General features: G+C 69.3%; 15 protein-coding genes and 1 pseudogene. 6 read left to right on the top strand and 10 right to left on the bottom strand.

All coding sequences use genetic code 11. The features are described 5' to 3' along the window. Window positions 1–4: 4 nt before the first annotated feature. Window positions 5–1,525 (bottom strand): serine/threonine-protein kinase, encoded by a 1,521-nt coding sequence (locus ACWENQ_RS04975; protein ID WP_449921342.1) that lies wholly within the window; start codon window positions 1,523–1,525, stop codon window positions 5–7. 140 nt (window positions 1,526–1,665) lie between these two features. On the opposite strand from ACWENQ_RS04975, the gene ACWENQ_RS04970 reads away from it, so the two are divergent. Continuing rightward, window positions 1,666–3,390, top strand: a complete 1,725-nt coding sequence (locus ACWENQ_RS04970; protein ID WP_452412905.1) for a DEDD exonuclease domain-containing protein — start codon at window positions 1,666–1,668, stop codon at window positions 3,388–3,390. Window positions 3,391–3,407: 17 nt separating this feature from the next. Continuing rightward, window positions 3,408–3,695: an Lrp/AsnC family transcriptional regulator gene (locus tag ACWENQ_RS04965; RefSeq protein WP_354919433.1), complete on the top strand. Its 288-nt coding sequence runs from the start codon at window positions 3,408–3,410 to the stop codon at window positions 3,693–3,695. Between the two features lie 959 nt (window positions 3,696–4,654). On the opposite strand, the gene qcrB is transcribed toward ACWENQ_RS04965, so the two are convergent. The 4 genes from qcrB to ctaE are packed head-to-tail and all read right to left on the bottom strand — an operon-like array spanning window position 4,655 to window position 8,853. Beyond that, a complete protein-coding gene (gene qcrB / locus ACWENQ_RS04960; RefSeq protein ID WP_452412904.1) occupies window positions 4,655–6,310 on the bottom strand; it encodes a cytochrome bc1 complex cytochrome b subunit in 1,656 nt (551 codons plus the stop codon). Then, the gene (gene qcrA / locus ACWENQ_RS04955) at window positions 6,307–7,416 is read right to left on the bottom strand and encodes a cytochrome bc1 complex Rieske iron-sulfur subunit (protein WP_452412903.1); all 1,110 of its coding nucleotides are present in this window, start codon (window positions 7,414–7,416) and stop codon (window positions 6,307–6,309) included. Before qcrA ends, qcrB begins: the two co-directional genes overlap by 4 nt. Beyond that, entirely contained in the window at window positions 7,413–8,222 is an 810-nt protein-coding gene (qcrC, locus tag ACWENQ_RS04950; RefSeq protein ID WP_449921349.1) for a cytochrome bc1 complex diheme cytochrome c subunit, read from the bottom strand. The genes qcrA and qcrC overlap by 4 nt, the downstream gene beginning before the upstream one ends. A 16-nt stretch (window positions 8,223–8,238) precedes the next feature. Continuing rightward, on the bottom strand, window positions 8,239–8,853 hold the full coding sequence (gene ctaE, locus ACWENQ_RS04945; RefSeq protein WP_354919444.1) for an aa3-type cytochrome oxidase subunit III: 615 nt from the start codon (window positions 8,851–8,853) through the stop codon (window positions 8,239–8,241). A 197-nt stretch (window positions 8,854–9,050) separates the two neighbouring features. Between ctaE and ACWENQ_RS04940 the strand changes: the two genes are divergently transcribed. Both ACWENQ_RS04940 and trpD read left to right on the top strand, forming a co-directional pair. Beyond that, a complete protein-coding gene (locus tag ACWENQ_RS04940; RefSeq protein ID WP_354919574.1) occupies window positions 9,051–9,449 on the top strand; it encodes a hypothetical protein in 399 nt (132 codons plus the stop codon). An 8-nt stretch (window positions 9,450–9,457) separates the two neighbouring features. Further along, entirely contained in the window at window positions 9,458–10,504 is a 1,047-nt protein-coding gene (gene trpD / locus ACWENQ_RS04935) for an anthranilate phosphoribosyltransferase (RefSeq protein WP_449921351.1), read from the top strand. 154 nt (window positions 10,505–10,658) lie between these two features. On the opposite strand, the gene ACWENQ_RS04930 is transcribed toward trpD, so the two are convergent. Next, entirely contained in the window at window positions 10,659–10,823 is a 165-nt protein-coding gene (locus ACWENQ_RS04930; RefSeq protein ID WP_452412995.1) for a hypothetical protein, read from the bottom strand. 12 nt (window positions 10,824–10,835) lie between these two features. On the opposite strand from ACWENQ_RS04930, the pseudogene ACWENQ_RS04925 reads away from it, so the two are divergent. Both ACWENQ_RS04925 and ACWENQ_RS04920 read left to right on the top strand, forming a co-directional pair. Continuing rightward, a pseudogene (locus ACWENQ_RS04925) lies at window positions 10,836–10,907 on the top strand (hypothetical protein); the annotation flags it as partial. 310 nt (window positions 10,908–11,217) lie between these two features. Next, window positions 11,218–11,349: a hypothetical protein gene (locus ACWENQ_RS04920; RefSeq protein WP_452412994.1), complete on the top strand. Its 132-nt coding sequence runs from the start codon at window positions 11,218–11,220 to the stop codon at window positions 11,347–11,349. A gap of 10 nt (window positions 11,350–11,359) precedes the next feature. Here ACWENQ_RS04920 and ACWENQ_RS04915 read toward each other — a convergent pair whose 3' ends face one another. From ACWENQ_RS04915 to ctaC, 4 genes are all read right to left on the bottom strand, one after another. Then, on the bottom strand, window positions 11,360–12,436 hold the full coding sequence (locus tag ACWENQ_RS04915; RefSeq protein WP_449921357.1) for an Ig-like domain-containing protein: 1,077 nt from the start codon (window positions 12,434–12,436) through the stop codon (window positions 11,360–11,362). 252 nt (window positions 12,437–12,688) lie between these two features. Further along, window positions 12,689–13,084: a cytochrome c oxidase subunit 4 gene (locus ACWENQ_RS04910; RefSeq protein WP_354919456.1), complete on the bottom strand. Its 396-nt coding sequence runs from the start codon at window positions 13,082–13,084 to the stop codon at window positions 12,689–12,691. Next, on the bottom strand, window positions 13,084–14,739 hold the full coding sequence (gene ctaD, locus ACWENQ_RS04905) for an aa3-type cytochrome oxidase subunit I (protein WP_354919458.1): 1,656 nt from the start codon (window positions 14,737–14,739) through the stop codon (window positions 13,084–13,086). Before ctaD ends, ACWENQ_RS04910 begins: the two co-directional genes overlap by 1 nt. Beyond that, window positions 14,736–15,494, bottom strand: coding sequence for an aa3-type cytochrome oxidase subunit II (gene ctaC / locus ACWENQ_RS04900; protein ID WP_449921361.1), 759 nt, complete (start codon window positions 15,492–15,494; stop codon window positions 14,736–14,738). The genes ctaD and ctaC overlap by 4 nt, the downstream gene beginning before the upstream one ends. Window positions 15,495–15,561 lie beyond the last annotated feature (67 nt).

Here is a 15,561-nt window from a genome sequence, read left to right as displayed (position 1 = left end):
GTCGCTAGCCCCCGCTCCGCAGCGCCTGCTCGGTGTGCCGGGCGATGGTCAGCGCGCTCTCCCTGACCTGCTCGTCGGTGGGCCTGCTGGCCAGCGTCGTGTACTCCACCTGCATGACCAGGTTGGCCACGCGGTACATGACGACGGCCGTGTGGACCCTGCCGTGGGCGCTCAGCTCGTAGGTGTAGGCCTCCTCGCCCACGCCCTGCAGCGGCTGCGCCTTGCCGATCTGCGCGGTGAACGGCCCCTTGGCGCCGATCTCCTTCCACGACCACTGCAGTTCCTTGTACTTGCCGATCCACACCCGCTGGCTCTCCATCAGCCGGTGGGCGGACTCGGCGGTCATCGCCCAGGGCTGCGGGGTGTCGGAGTCGCGCTGCGCGGTCAGCGACACGCCCCTGCCGTTGACGGTCCAGTCGCAGGCGACGCCGAGGCTGTCGTCGCCCTCCGCCACGTTCTGCGTGCCCTTGGGCGGCTGGCCGGTGCCCAGCGCCTCGCCGACCTGGGACGGGGTGAGCAGCCCGCACAGGTCCACGGGCAGTGTGAACGCGGTGGGCGTGGCCGTGGCGCCGCCCTTCCACAGGAACAGGACGGCGGCCACCGCGCCCGCGACCACCACGGCGCCCGCAGGCAGGAGCCACCGCAGGCGTCCGCGGCGCGGCCGGCCGAGCCTTCCGGGGACGGTCAGGTCCTGGCGCGTCAGCGACGGAGCCTCCTGCCCCGAGGCGATCTGGCGCAGCGCGTGGACGGTGCTCCACGGATCGGGCCGCGCCGCCGGGTGCCTGGCCATCATCGCGGTCAGCACGGGCGCCAGCGGCCCGGCCAGGTACGGCGGGCGCGGCGGCGCGGTCAGCGTCGCCCTGATCCGCTCCATCGCCGTGCCCTCGTAGGCGGAGACACCCTCGGCCGCGGCGAACAGCGTGGCGCCCAGGGACCACAGGTCGCTCGCCGGTCCGCCCGGCTCGCCTTCCAGGCGTTCGGGCGCGATGAACCCGGGCGAGCCGATCATCAGGCCGGCCTGGGTCAGCGTCGCCTGGCCCTCCTGCCTGGCGATGCCGAAGTCGGTCAGCACGACCCGGCCGCTGTCTGTGAGGAAGACGTTGCCCGGCTTGACGTCGCGGTGCTGCAGGCCGCGCGAGTGGGCGGCGGTCAGCGCCTCCAGCACGTCCGCGCCGATCCTGGCGACCGTCGCGGGCGGCATCGGGCCCTCCTGGGCGATCGCGTCGCCGAGCGTGCGGCCGCGCAACAACTCCATGATCAGCCACGGCCTGCCGTACTCGACCAGGACGTCGTGGAGCGCGACCACGCCGGGGTGCCGCAGCTGGGCGGTGGCCTGCGCCTCGCGTGCGGCCCTGGCCACGGCCTCGGCCCTGCCCTGCTCGTCGAGCCCTTCGGGCAGGGTGAGCTCCTTGACCGCCACCTCGCGGTCGAGCATCTCGTCTCTGGCCAGCCAGACCTTGCCCATCCCGCCGCTGCCCAGCGGCCTGATCAGGGTGTAGCGGCCGGCGAGTCGTCCCCCGGACATACAGGGGAGAGTAACGAATAATCTCCCATGATGAGGTCCGCCCGGATCGTCGCCCACCGCGAACCCGGGCGCGCAGATCAATCCGTCGATCGCCGGGTCGCCCCGATAACTGTCGGTCCGCCTCTCTATGGTCTTGGAACGTGGACGCGGTTCAAGGCACTCTCGACGAGCTCGGCACCCCGCTGAGCGAGGTCACCTTCGTGGTCTTCGACCTGGAGACGACCGGCGGCTCGGCGCAGGAGCACGCGATCACCGAGATCGGCGCGGTCAAGGTGCGCGCGGGCGAGGTGCTCGGCGAGTTCGCCACGCTCGTCGACCCCGGCGGTCCCATCCCGCCGTTCATCTCCGTGCTGACCGGCATCACCGACGCGATGGTGATGGCCGCCCCGCGCATCGAGTCGGTGCTGCCCAGCTTCCTGGAGTTCATCTCCGGCGCCACGCTGGTCGCCCACAACGCCGCCTTCGACACCGGCTTCATCAAGGCCGCCTGCGCCGCGCAGGGCTACCCGCCGCCCGCCAATCCGGTCGTCGACACCGTCGACCTGGCGCGCAGGGTGCTGACCCGCGACGAGATCCCCAACGCGAAGCTCTCCACGCTCGCCAGGTTCTTCCACAGCCCCGTCGAGCCCTGCCACCGCGCCCTGCAGGACGCCAGGGCGACCGTCGACGTGCTCCACGGCCTGATCGCCCGTGCCGGGTCCTTCCAGGTCCACACGCTCGAAGAGCTCAAGTCGTTCGTCCGCGCCCCCACGCCCGAGCAGCAGCGCAAGCGCCACCTGGCCGAGACCGTGCCCCACGCCCCCGGCGTCTACCTGTTCGAGGACGCCCGCGGCGAGGTCCTCTACATCGGCAAGTCCACCAACCTGCGCAACCGCGTCCGCTCCTACTTCACCGCCAGCGAGACCAGGCCCCGCATCCGCGAGATGATCGGCATCGCCGAGCAGGTCCGCCACATCGTCTGCGCCACCCCGCTGGAGGCCGAGGTCAGGGAGCTGCGCCTGATCGGCGGCGCCAAACCCCGCTACAACCGCAGGTCACGCTTTCCCGAGAAGGTGGTCTGGCTCAAGCTGACCGACGAGCCCTTCCCCCGCCTGTCGATCGTGCGCGAGCTCAAGGACGACGGCGCCGCCTACCTCGGCCCCTTCACCAGCGCCAAGGCCGCCGACGACGCCCGCACCGCGCTCCACGACGCCGTGCCGCTGCGCCAGTGCACCGAACGCCTCACCCTCAGGACCCGGCGGCCCGCCTGCGTGCTGCACGAGATGGGCCGGTGCGGCGCCCCGTGCGAGGGGCTGGAGACGCCCGCCGACTACGCCGTCCACGTCGCCAGCGCCCGCAGGGCCATGGCCACCGACGTCTCCCTCGTCTTCACCGCGCTCGAGGCCCGTATGGAGCGCCTGTCGGTCGAGCAACGCTACGAGGAGGCCTCCGTCGACCGCGACCGGCTCGCCTCCTACGTCCGCACCGCGGCCCGGATGCAGCGCCTCACCTCCCTGACCCGCATCCCGCAGATGGTCGCTGCCAGCCCCGCCTTCGACGGCGGCTGGGACATCCACGTCATCCGCTACGGCAGGCTCACCGCCGCCGCCCACATGCCGCGCGGCGCCCACCCCACGCCCTTCGTCGAGAAGCTCGTCGCCACCGCGGAGGTCGTCATCCCCGGCCCCGGCCCCATCCACGCCGCCAGCGCCGAGGAGACCGAGTGCATCCTGCGCTGGCTGGAGTCGCCGGGAGTGCGCCTGGTCGAGGTCGACGGCGAATGGGCGCTGCCCGCCCACGGCGCCGCCCGCCACAAGGCCCGCATCGACCTGGCCTACCAGCGCCTCGACCACCGCAGTCGCCGCGAGGGACGACCGTTGCGGTGACCCGATACAGTTGGTGCATGGTCACGGCAATCGTTCACATCAACGCCGAGGTCGACCGGATCCCGGAGATCGCGCAGACGATCGCCGAGATCGACGGCGTCAGCGAGGTCTACTCGATCACCGGCGAATACGACCTGCTGGCCATCGTGCGCGTCGCCGCCTACGAGGAGATCGCCGAGGTCATCCCCGGGCGGCTGAACAAGGTGCCCGGCGTGCTCGACACCTCGACGCACATCGCGTTCCGCACCTACTCCAAGCACGACCTCGACGCCGCCTTCTCCATCGGCCTCACCGAATCCGACTGACCCGAACGCCCCTTCTTCACCGGTCGACCGACCCGCGCGCCCCCTCCCCATCGGCGGCCCCCATCCGACCGCCCGCACGGCGGTCCCCTTTCTCCTCGGCGGCCCCAGCCCGAATGCCCGCACCGCCCGGCGGCACCGGGCGCCCCATGGTACGGCGGCCTCCCCATGGCGCAGCGGACCTCTCGCTCCCGGCACCCCGGTCTCCCTGGACGTGCCTTGATCCCCGGCGGGCACCGACCGTCGCCCGTCCATTCCGGCGTCCCTGACCTGCGTTGACCACCAGCAGGCGCCGGCCCTTGCGCGCCTCGACTCCTGACGTCCCTGACGTGTGCCGGTCCCCGACGAGCGCCGCTTCTCCCCGCGCTGACCCCGACGAGCGCCGACCCGTCGATCGTGGGCGCGCGTCCCTCCGCGCGCGTGCGTGAGTGCCGAGCGGGTGCCCGGCGCGCTTCGCTTCCAGGCATCCACCCGGCCCGTACGGCAAGCCGGGCCAGGCGCCACCCTCCGCACGTGGCCGGCCTCTTTCCAGGGATACGCGTCACCGAGCGCACGTGGCCGGCCTGGGAGACGGACAGCGGGCATCGCGGGCGACGTGACGGCGGCCGGCCGGAGTCCCGCTGGAGTGGCGTGATGGACGGGCCCCGGCCACGCGCCTGCGGTGGCGTTGACCCGGCTTGCCGTACGGGAGGGCGGACAACACGCCCGCGGCGAGGACACGGTGGGGGAAGGAAGCCGCCCGCGGTGGAAGACGTCGGGCGAAGGAAACCGCCCGCGCTGAAGAAGACGCCAGGCAAAGGAAGCCACTCGCCCTGAAGGGAACCGCATGCGGTGAAGGCCGCCGTGGAAGCGCCTGCGGTGAGGGGCCCAGGTGAGGGGCCCGTGGGAGGTGGTCGGCGGGAAAGGGAAACGCCCCGGCTCGGACGGATGGTGTCCGGGCCGGGGCGTTTCGTGTGGCGAGACTAGTGCGTCAGGCTGCGGTCGTCGCCGGAGGTGATCTCGGCGTGCTCGTCGCCGTGACCGTGTCCGTGACCGTCGTCCAGCGGGATCTTCTCCCCGCCGTACGCCTTCGACATGCTCCCGCGCAGCTTGCCGAGCGGGCCGCGCATCCCCTTGGGCGGGATGCCGTCGGTGTCGGCGTCGACGTCCACCTGCGGGATGGCTTCCTTGCCGCGCATGTGGGCCTCGATGTCGTCCGCCGCGGGCGTGTGGATCTCGATGAACTCACCGTGCGGCAGCCGCTTGATCACACCCGACTCCACGCCGTGCCCGATGATCGCGGCGTCGGAACGCTGCAGGCCGAGGCACATCCGGTAGGTCACGATGTAGGCGATCACCGGAGCCACGAACACCATGACCCGGCCGATGTAGGTCGTCCAGTTCAGGCTGATGTGGAAGTTGGCCGACAGTTCGTCGTTGGCGCCGAGCAGCCACAGCACGCCGTAGAAGGCGATGGCGGCCATGCCGATCGAGGTGCGGTGCGGGTTGTTGCGGGGACGGTCCGCGATGTGGTGCTCGCGGTTGTCGCCGGTGACCCACCGCTCGAGGAACGGGTAGAGGGCCAGCCCGGTCATGATGATGCCCATCGGCACCAGCGCCGGGATGATCACGCTCAGCGGCAGCGTGCCGGCCTCGCTGCTCCCGAACAGGTTGATCTCCCACGGCGGCATCAACCGCAGGGAGCCCTCCAGGAAGCCCATGTAGAAGTCGGGCTGCGAACCGGCCGAGATGTCGGCAGGCGTGTAGGGACCGAACGCCCAGATCGGGTTGATCTGCGCGAAGGTCGCCAGTCCAGCGATCACCGCGAAGGTGAACAGGAAGTACGCGCCGGCCTTGAGCATGAAGGCGGGGTAGAACGGCGCGCCGACCACGTTGTGGTTGTTGCGCGACTTGCCCGGCATCTGCGTGTGCTTCTGCACCCACATGAGCACCATGTGAGCCGAGATGAGGGCCAGCAGGATGCCCGGGATGAGCAGGATGTGCAGCGAGTAGAACCGGGAGATGACGTCCTCGCCCGGGTACTCCCCGCCGAACAGGAAGAAGGTGATGTAGGTGCCGACGAGCGGCAGCGAGATCGCCACACCCTCGGTGATGCGCAGACCCGCGCCCGACAGCAGGTCGTCCGGCAGCGAGTAGCCGGTCAGACCCTCGGCCAGCGCGAGCGTCAGCAGCAGGACACCGATCATCCAGTTCAGCTCGCGCGGCTTGCGGTATGCACCCGTGAAGAACACGCGGAGCATGTGCACCATCATGCCGGCCACGAACAGCAGGGCGGCCCAGTGGTGGATCTGCCGCATGAGCAGACCGCCGCGGACCTCGAAGCTGATCTCCAGTGCGGAGGCGTAGGCCTCCGACATCATCACGCCCTTGAGCGGCTCGTAGGGGCCGTCGTAGATGACGTGCATCATGCTGGGCTTGAAGAAGAACGTCAGGAACGTACCGCTCAGCAGCAGGATGACGAACGAGTAGAGCGCGATCTCACCGAGCAGGAACGACCAGTGATCGGGGAAGATCTTGCGCAGGTTGCGCTGGAGGAAGGTGCCCGCGCCGATCCGGTCGTCGATGTAGCTCGACGTGCCGCCGATGGCCTTGGGAACCGTCTTCAGGTCGTCGCTCACGCGTGGCCTCCCTCGGACCTGACCTTCGCCTCGGCGTCGCCGCGCTCCCAGAAGCTGGGACCGACGGGCACCGCGAAGTCGCCCTTGGCGATGAGGTAGCCCTGCTCGTCGACGCCGATGGGCAGCTGGGGCAGCGGCCTGGCGGCCGGGCCGAAGATGACCTTGGCGCCGTCGGCGGCGTCGAACGTCGACTGGTGGCAGGGGCACAGGATGTGGTGGGTGGTCTGCTCGTACAGGGCCGCGGGGCAGCCGACGTGCGTGCAGATCTTGGAGTAGGCCACGATCCCGTCGTGGGTCCAGTTCAGGTTCGTGCCCGACTTGATCTCCTCGGGACGGAACTTGATCAGGATGAGCGTGGCCTTCGCCAGGGCGTTGAGGTCGTGCTCGTAGCCCTCGGGAACCACCGACAGGATGCCGCCGGGCGAGTTGAAGTCGGCGGCGCGGATCGGCTGACCCGTGCCCTCGACGACGAGCTTGAGCGGCTTGCCCTCCTTGCTCTTGGTGCCCCACACGGTGTGGCGGAGCTCCTTCTGGAAGGCCGAGGCGGGCATCTTGGAGTTGTCGAGGTCACGCATCAGCACCAGCGGGATCAGCCCGAGCGGGGCCGAGGCCAGCAGCAGCGTACGGCGCAGCAGCGGCCGCTTGGCCAGGCCGCTCTCCTTGGCGCCCTGCAGGAACGTCTCGGCGACGTAACGCCTGGTGGGGTCGTCGGAGGCCATCGGGTGGCGCTCCTGGACCAGCGTGTACTTCGGCATGACCTGACGGACCCACACCACGATGCCGACCGCGAGGCCGAGCAGGGCCACGGTCAGCGGCGCGCCGAGCGCGAAGTTGGAGACCGCCGTGCTGTCGACGTCGCCTACCTGGAAGACCACGTAGTTGACGATGAACACGAGGGCGGCGATGAAGGTGATCGTGAAGCAGAGCGCCACGATCCTCTCGCCCTTGCGGGCCTTGCCCTCGTCGGGGAAGTAGACGCCGGGAACCTCCACGTCCACCGGCTTCTGCTCCGCGGGGATCAGGGTCTTGCCGTGCGGAGGAGTGCCGATGACGCGCTTGGGGACGCGCTCGTCCGGCTGCTCGATCTCATGTCCGTTGTCTGTCATGACGCCTGTCGCTTCTTAGCGGTGATCCAGATGGCGGCCAGCACGAGGGCGCTGATGCCCACGAGCCACGCCACGAGGCCCTCGGTGACCGGGCCGATGCGGCCGAGTCCGAAGCCTCCGGGGTCCTTCTGCTCGCGCACATCCACGATGTACGCGATCATGTCGCGCTTCTCCTTGGGAGTGATCGTGGAGTCGTTGAAGACCGGCATCGCCTGCGGTCCCGTGGCCATCGCCTCGTAGATCTGGGTGGGCGTCGCCTGGTTCAGGTTCGGCGCGTACTTGCCCTGGGTGAGCGCACCGCCGGCCCCCGTCCAGTTGTGGCACTGGATGCAGTTGGCGCGGAAGAGCTCACCACCCCTGGCCACGTCACCCTGCGCGGCGTCGACGGCGTTCTTGTCGGGCACGACGGGACCGCCGCCGAGCGACTGCACGAAGGCGCCGAGCTGGCGGGTGGTGTCCTCGTTGACCCAGGCGGGCACCGGCTTGCGCGGTGCCTGGGCACCAGGGTTGGCGGCGGGCATGCGGCCGCTGCTCACCTGGAAGTCGACTGCCGCCGCGCCCACGCCGACGAGCGTGGGTCCGGTGGAAGTGCCCTCGGCGTTGAGGCCATGACAGCTCGAGCAGTGCGCCTGGAACAGGCTCTTGCCTTCAGCGACGTCGTCGGCCTTGCCGGCCGCCAGAGCGGCGTCCGCCGGCCTGCCGGTCGGCGAGATGAGGGTATACACCCCCCCGACCAGCGCCAACGCGAAAAGCAGGACGGCGTATCTCGCGAGCGGATGCCGCCGCCGAGCGGTGATCCTAGTCACAGAGATCCCCGTTTCCTTACTGAATGATGTAGATGGTCGCGAAAAGGCCGATCCAGACCACGTCAACGAAGTGCCAGTAGTAGGACACGACGATCGCGCTGGTCGCCTGCTCATGTGTGAAGCGCTTCGCGGCGTACGTGCGTCCCAGCATGAACAGGAACGCGATCAGTCCACCGGTCACGTGGAGGCCGTGGAAGCCCGTGGTCAGGTAGAACACCGAGGTGTACGGGTTCGCGGAAAGCGTCGCGCCCTCATGAGCGAGCTGCATGTACTCGTAGATCTGGCCGCCGACGAAGACGGCGCCCATGATGAAGCTGACGAAGTACCAGAAGCGGAGCTTGCCGACCTGACCCTTTTCCGCGGCCCACACGCCAAGCTGACACGTCACACTCGACAGGACCAGGATGATCGTGTTGACCGTAGAGAACGGAATGTTCAGCTCTGCCTCGGGCCAGGCCTTGCCCTGGCCGAGACTCACTGACCGGATGGTGAAGTACATCGCGAACAGCGCCGCGAAGAACATGAGCTCAGAGGACAGCCACACGATCGTCCCGACGCTGACCAGGTTCGGTCGCCGGGACGCGTGAGCTGTCGTCGTCGTAATTGCGGATGCTGTCGCCACGGGCAGCATTATTGCGGCTCTGGTGGTCGGGTCGCCGCACGACCCCCCGTTAGGGGGTCCGCCCACACCCCCAGCCTGGGAGAATTAGTGCAAAACGCCCGCCGACCCCGGCGGCCTGGGTTTCCGCCTGAAGGCACCGGTACGATCCCAGGTGACCATACTGCTACCACTGATAGTGAGCTGTGACCGTGAGCACCGACGACACCATGAGGGTCCTCGTCTACAGCGACGACGCCAGGACCCGCGACCAGGTACGGCAGGCCATCGGGCGCCGTCCCGCAGCCGACGTCCCGCTGGTGGAGATCGTGGAGTGCGCCACCCAGCCGAAGGTCCTGCAGTTGCTCGACTCGGGCACGATCGACGTCGCCGTGCTCGACGGTGAGGCCCAGCCCGCCGGTGGCATGGGAGTCAGCAAGCAGGCCAAGGACGAGGTCTACGACTGCCCGCCGATCCTGCTGCTCGTCGCCCGCAAGGACGACCGCTGGCTGGCCAACTGGTCGCGCGCCGACGCCGTCCTGCCGCAGCCGCTGGAGCCGATCGCGGTCGCCGACGCCGTCGCGACCCTGATGCGGCAGCGCTCCTCGACCCGACTCAACGCGAAGTAGGTTCTCCCATGGACGCTCGCACCACCTGGCCCGCACTGCTGTCAGCCCTCCTGGCGGGGGAACACCTGACCGCCGACGAGACGGCGTGGGCGATGCGGGAGATCATGTCGGGCTCGGCCACCCCCGCGCAGATCGCCGGGTTCGCGGTCGCGCTGCGGGCCAAGGGCGAGACCGTCGCCGAGGTGACCGGCCTGGCCAGGACGATGCTCGAGCTGGCCACCCCGTTGCGGGTGGAGGGGCCCGTCGTCGACATCGTGGGCACGGGCGGCGACCGCGCGCACACGGTCAACGTCTCCACGATGGCGGCCATCGTCGCCGCCGCCGCCGGCGCGCGCGTGGTCAAGCACGGCAACCGCGCCGCCTCCTCCTCCTGCGGCGCCGCGGACGTCCTGGAGTACCTCGGCATCAAGCTCGACCTGCCGCCCGAGGCGACCGCGCGGGTGGCGGCCGAGGCGGGCATCGCGTTCTGCTTCGCGCCCGTCTACCACCCGGCGCTGCGCTTCGCCGGTCCGCCGCGCAAGGAGCTGGGCGTCCCGACGATCTTCAACTTCCTGGGCCCCCTGACCAATCCGGCCCGCCCGTCCGCGCAGGCCATCGGCGTCTACGACGCCCGCATGCTGCCCGTCCTGGCCGGCGTCTTCGCCGAGCGCGGCGTCTCGGCCCTGGTGTTCCGCGGCGACGACGGGCTCGACGAGCTGACCATCGCCACCACCTCCACGGTGTGGGTGGTGCGCGACGGCAGCGCGACGCAGACCGTGTTCGACCCTGCGGTGCTGGGGATCCCCCGCGCGGAGGTGGGCGCGCTGCGCGGCGGCGACGTGGCGTTCAACGCCCAGGCGGTGCACGACCTGCTGCGCGGGAAGACCGGCCCGGTGCGTGACGCGGTGCTGCTCAACGCCGCGGCCGCGCTGGTGGCCGCCGACGGTCCCGGCGACGACCTCGACTCGGCGATGATCGACGGCTACGCGCGTGCCGTACAGGCGGTCGACTCGGGGCGCGCCGCGGCGACGCTCGACCGGTGGGTCGAGGTCAGCCGCGCCCTCAGCATGGCCTGAGCCCCTTCCCCGGCCCGGTGGTGGCCGCGCCGGGCCGCCGAGGAGCCACCCGCGACGGCCCGCCCTACGCTCGGGGGTGGAGTGAAGATCCACCGCCGAGCGGATGCGCCGCACGGGACCCGCGCCTACGCTCCCGGCCATGCCGCCTCTCCTGTCATGGCTGGCCGCCGTGACCACGGTAGTCCTGTGCCCCGCAGTCGTCCTTCTGCTCCGGCTGCGCGCCCGTTCCGCGGCCGAGCTGGCCGCCGAACGGCGCGCCCGCGCGCAGACCGTACGGCGCGCCCTGATCGTGCAGGAGCTGCACGAGGTCGTGGCGCACCGGGTCAGCGTCATGACCCTCGGCATCGGCGCGGGCCGGATGACCATGGGCAGGGACGCGCGCAGGGCCGCCGACACGCTCAAGGACGCGGAGGAGTCAGGCCGCCAGGCGCTCGGCGAGCTGCAGCGCATGCTCGGCGTCCTGAGCGCCTTCACCGGTGTTCCGCCCTCGCGCACCCCGCAGCCCTGTCTCGACGACCTGCCCGACCTGCTTCAGGAGATGCGCGGGAGGGGCCTGCCGGTGGACCTCGTCCAGGACGGCTCCCCCGCGCCGGCCGCGCCGGGGGTGGAACTGTCCGCCTTTCGGATCGTTCAGGAGGCCCTCAGAGACGCCGAGGGCGCGTCCAGGGCCACGGTGACCCTGCGGGTGGCGGCGGCGCCTCCTGGAGGTCCTGGTGAGCGACGACGGGCCTTCCAGGCCCATCGGGCAGGCGGCGCGGGAGCGGGCCGCCTTCGTCGGCGGCTCCCTCACGGTCGAGGGGCACGCCGACGGGCACGCGGTGCGCGCCCGTCTCCCGCTCCACTAGGGCGACGGCGCTACAGCGCCTCGGTGGTCATCGACTTCAGCGAGCTCCACTGCAGCCACTCCTTCCAGTTCTCCTGCCAGTGGCCCCACCCGTTGGTCGGCTCGAGCGGGCGCGGGGACCCGGTGATGACGATCGGGTCACCGATCAGGGTGTTCTTGATGAACCACGCCGCGTTCTCGGGGCTGACGTTCACGCACCCGTGGCTGACGTTGGAGTACCCCTGCGACCCGACCGACCAGGGCGCGCTGTGCACGTACTCGCCCGAGTTGGAGATCCGCACGGTGTTGTAGACCGTCAGCTGGTAGTAGCCGGCCTGCCCGGGCCCGATCCCCGGCGAGGTCATGACCGTCACCGGTTCCCTCGACATCGCCAGGTGGATGCCGGAGGTGGTGTAGTACTTCCACTCCCCGCCCTGGCCGGCGCTCATCGGCATGTTCCTGACGACCTTGCCGTCGCGCTTCACCACGAGGTGGTGGTTGCCGGTGCTGCCGGAGGTGATCTGCGACCTGCCGACGGTGAAGTCGAGGGTGTAGTCGCGCTTGCCGTAGATGCCGGGGGCGCCGGGCACGTTGGCCAGGCGCGCCTCGAGGCGGACCTTGGTGCGGGCGGGCCAGTAGGTCTTCGGCCGGAAGTCCACGTGCCGGTCGTCGAACCAGTGCCAGGCGCCCTGGACCGGCTTGGACGTCTTGACGACCAGGTTCCGCTCGACGGCCACGCGGTCCGTGACGTCCTTGTCGAACGTGATCATGATCGGCATGCCGACGCCCACCGTCAGGCCGGTGTCGTCCTTGTGCGGCAGCAGCTGCTCGATGCCGAAGGTACCGTGCGCCTTGACCGTGGTGAAGGTGCTGGTGGTCCTGGTCGTCTGACCGGCGGGGTTGGCCACGAGCGCGCTCACGGTGTAGGTCGTGCCGGGGCGGCTGTACCGCTTGCTGCGCCACTTCGTGCGGTCCGCGCTGAGCTCGCCCTCCAGACCGCCGGACGGTCCGGTGACGGTGACGTCCCTGAGCGTGCCACCGCGGGCCGTGACCAGGACGGTCTGGCCGGTCGGCACGTTGCCCGACCTGTCGGCAGGGACGATCGCCACACTCGCGGGCGGTGGCGCCGCGCTGGGCGAGGCCCCGCCCGTGGTGCTGCCTGCCGAGCACGCTGCGAGTACGGCGAGGGCCAGAACTCCAGCCGATCCTTGAGTCATCCGCCCCACGGGTACTCCCCTCTCCGTCGAAGCCCTAACGCCCCCTTACTACCCGCAGTGATCGTTTCGCCACATTCGGCATGGAGTAAAAAACACCAAAAGCGGGCGCCCTCGGACAGGGCACCCGCTTCTGTGCTGGTCGGATCAGTGGGAGAAGTTACCCCGGTAGTACTGGAAGACGAAGCCGACCATCGCCATGATCACCATGAAGACGCCGATCAGGAACATCCACAGGCCGATCACGAAGCCGACGAACGCGAACGCCGCCGCGAGGCAGACGAACAGCGGCCACCAGCTGCTCGGGCTGAAGAAGCCGATCTCCCCGGCGCCGTCGCTGATCTCGGCCGTCTTGTTGTCCTCCGGCTGGTCGCCGATACGGCGAGCCGTGAACATCAGGTAGTAGCCGATCATGAAGGCGAAGCCGACCGAGATGGCCATGGCCGTGGTGCCGACGGGCTCCTTAGACCAGAACCAGTAGACGACGTCCACGCCCGCGAAGAACAGTCCGCAGAGCAGGAACAGCCAACCCTGAACCTTCATCAGGCCTCAACCTCCTGCGGCTTGGCCGACACGTGCGGGTAGTGCAGGTCGAACGCGGGACGCTCGGACCTGATGCGCGGCAGCGAGGTGAAGTTGTGCCGCGGCGGCGGGCAGGAGGTCGCCCACTCGAGCGAGCCGCCGTAGCCCCACGGGTCGTCGACGGTGACCTTGGGCGCGCTGCGCCAGGTCTTCCAGACGTTGTAGAAGAACGGCAGGGTCGAGGCGCCGAGGATGAAGGCGCCCACCGACGAGATGAGGTTCAGGTCGGTGAAGCCGTCGGTCGGAGCGTAGTCGGCGTAACGGCGGGGGAAGCCCACCATGCCCAGCCAGTGCTGGACGAGGAAGGTGGTGTGGAAGCCGATGAACAGCAACCAGAAGTGCACCTTGCCGAGCTTGTCGTTGAGCATCCGGCCGGTGAACTTCGGCCACCAGAAGTAGAAGCCGGCGAACATCGCGAACACGACGGTGCCGAAGACCACGTAGTGGAAGTGGGCCACGACGAAGTAGCTGTCGCTGATCTGGAAGTCCAGCGGCGGGGAGGCCAGGATGACGCCGGTCAGACCGCCGAGGAGGAAGGTGATCAGGAAGCCCACCGAGAACAGCATCGGCGACTCGAAGCTCAGATGGCCTCGCCACATCGTGCCGATCCAGTTGAAGAACTTCACGCCCGTCGGAACCGCGATGAGGAACGTCATGAACGAGAAGAACGGCAGCAGGACCTGGCCGGTGGCGAACATGTGGTGCGCCCACACGGTGATCGACAGACCGGCGATGGCGATGGTCGCGGCCACGAGGCCGATGTAACCGAAGATCGGCTTGCGGCTGAAGACCGGCAGGATCTCGGTCACGATGCCGAAGAACGGCAGCGCGATGATGTAGACCTCGGGGTGGCCGAAGAACCAGAACAGGTGCTGCCACAGCATCGCGCCACCGGTCTCGGAGGCGAAGATGTGGGTGCCGAGCTTGCGGTCGGCCTCCAGCGCGAGCAGCGCGGCGGCCAGCACCGGGAAGGCCATCAGCACGAGCATGCTGGTCAGCAGGATGTTCCAGGTGAACATCGGCATCCGGAACATCGTCATGCCGGGCGCGCGCATGCAGATGATGGTGGTGATGAAGTTCACCGCGCCGAGGATGGTGCCCAGACCGGACAGCGCCAGACCCATGATCCACAGGTCACCGCCGACGCCGGGCGAGCTGATCGCGTTCGACAGCGGGGTGTAGGCGAACCAGCCGAAGCTGGCCGCGCCGTTCGGGGTCAGGAATCCGCTGACCGCGATGATGCTGCCGAACAGGTAGAGCCAGTAGCTGACCATGTTGAGCCGGGGGAACGCCACGTCGGGCGCGCCGATCTGCAGCGGCATCAGCTCGTTGGCGAAGCCGGCGAACAGCGGCGTCGCGAACATCAGCAGCATGATCGTGCCGTGCATGGTGAACAGCTGGTTGAACTGCTCGTTCGTGGTGACCTGCAGCCCCGGCTGGGCGAGCTCGGCGCGCATGATCAGCGCCATCACGCCGCCGATGAGGAAGAACACGAACGACGTGATGAGGTAGAGATGCCCGATGACCTTGTGATCGGTGGAGGACATCCACTTGGCGATGGCCAGGCCCTTGCGGGTCGGCCGCGCCGAGACTGAGGGTGCTTGGATGGCGGTCACTGGGCTCTCCCAGCCTGGGTCGTCATGTACTGGTCGAACTCGGCCTGCGAGACGAGCTTGACCCTGAAGAGCATGCGGCTGTGGTCGACGCCGCACAGTTCGGCGCACCGGCCCGCGTAGACACCAGGCTTGTTCAACGTGGTGATCATGAACTTGTTCTTCTCGCCGGAGATGCCGGGGATCACGTCGCGCTTGAACATGAACGCGGGCACCCAGAACGAGTGGATCACGTCGTCGGCGTCGAGCTTGAACAGCACCTTCTTGTTCACCGGCAGCACCAGCTCCGGCGACTGGGGCGCCTGGTAGTCGCTGACCGGCATGCCGACGACCTTGGCGGTCTTGCCACCGGCGTCGGTGGTGAACCGCCAGCTCCACTGGAACCCTTCCACGTGGACCGTGACGTCAGGCTGCGCCGAGGTGTCCATGAGCACGTTCTCGTCGCGGGCGGTGAAGAAGAAGAACACCGACACCATGACGAGCGGCACGACCGTGTACAGGATCTCGATCGGCAGGTTGTAGCGAACCTGCGGAGGAAGCTCGGCCGACGCCTTGCGCTTGCGGTGGAAGGCGCACGCCCACAGGATCAGCACGATGACGACGAGCCCCGTGGCCAGCGCCGCGATCCAGGCCCCGTTCCACAGATTCGTGACGATGTCAGCCTGCTCGGTGGCACCCTCAGGAAGAAGACCACGCGACCAGTCGGCCTCGGGCACGTCATTTGCACAGGCCGTCGCGGAGGCCAGCAGCAACGCCAAACCGGCGGCGCTGGACACTCTGCGCCGGCCCAACGGACGCCGCTCAGTACGGCGGGTCGGACTCACG

The organism is Nonomuraea sp. NPDC004354 (assembly GCF_053602555.1).
This window is presented reverse-complemented; position numbering and strand designations above follow the sequence as displayed.